The 357-nt window shown below is 55.2% G+C and carries 1 pseudogene; it reads right to left on the bottom strand.

Annotation, left to right across the window (positions count from 1 at the left end):
* Positions 1-245, bottom strand: a pseudogene (locus tag AOQ29_RS06190) (S8 family serine peptidase); the annotation flags it as partial.
* Positions 246-357: the final 112 nt, after the last annotated feature.

Genomic DNA, 357 nt, shown 5'->3' with positions numbered 1-357 from the left:
GAACCGACGGTACCCCCATCCTTGGTCTGCAGGTTATTGACCTGGTTCAGTCCCCTCTGGGAGGTTGACAGGCCGGCATTACCGGCCGCAACCACTGGAATCACACCCTGGTGGGCGGCTTCGGTTAAGGCTCGTTGCTCAGGACTATTCGGATTGGCATTGCCGCTGACTGAACCGAGGGAAAGGTTTAGGACATCGGCCCCCAACTTGACTGAGTCTTCAACAGCGGCAATAATATCATCGCTGCTGGCCCACCACCGTTATTGGAAAAAATTTTCATATTCAATAACTGGGCATGGGGGGCCGCCCCAATCGAGTGGACCCTTTGGTCAAACTTCGGCCGGTCAGGTAAGTGAG

This window comes from Fructobacillus ficulneus (genome assembly GCF_001047075.2).
GTDB classification, from domain to species: Bacteria; Bacillota; Bacilli; order Lactobacillales; family Lactobacillaceae; genus Fructobacillus; species Fructobacillus ficulneus.
This window is presented reverse-complemented; position numbering and strand designations above follow the sequence as displayed.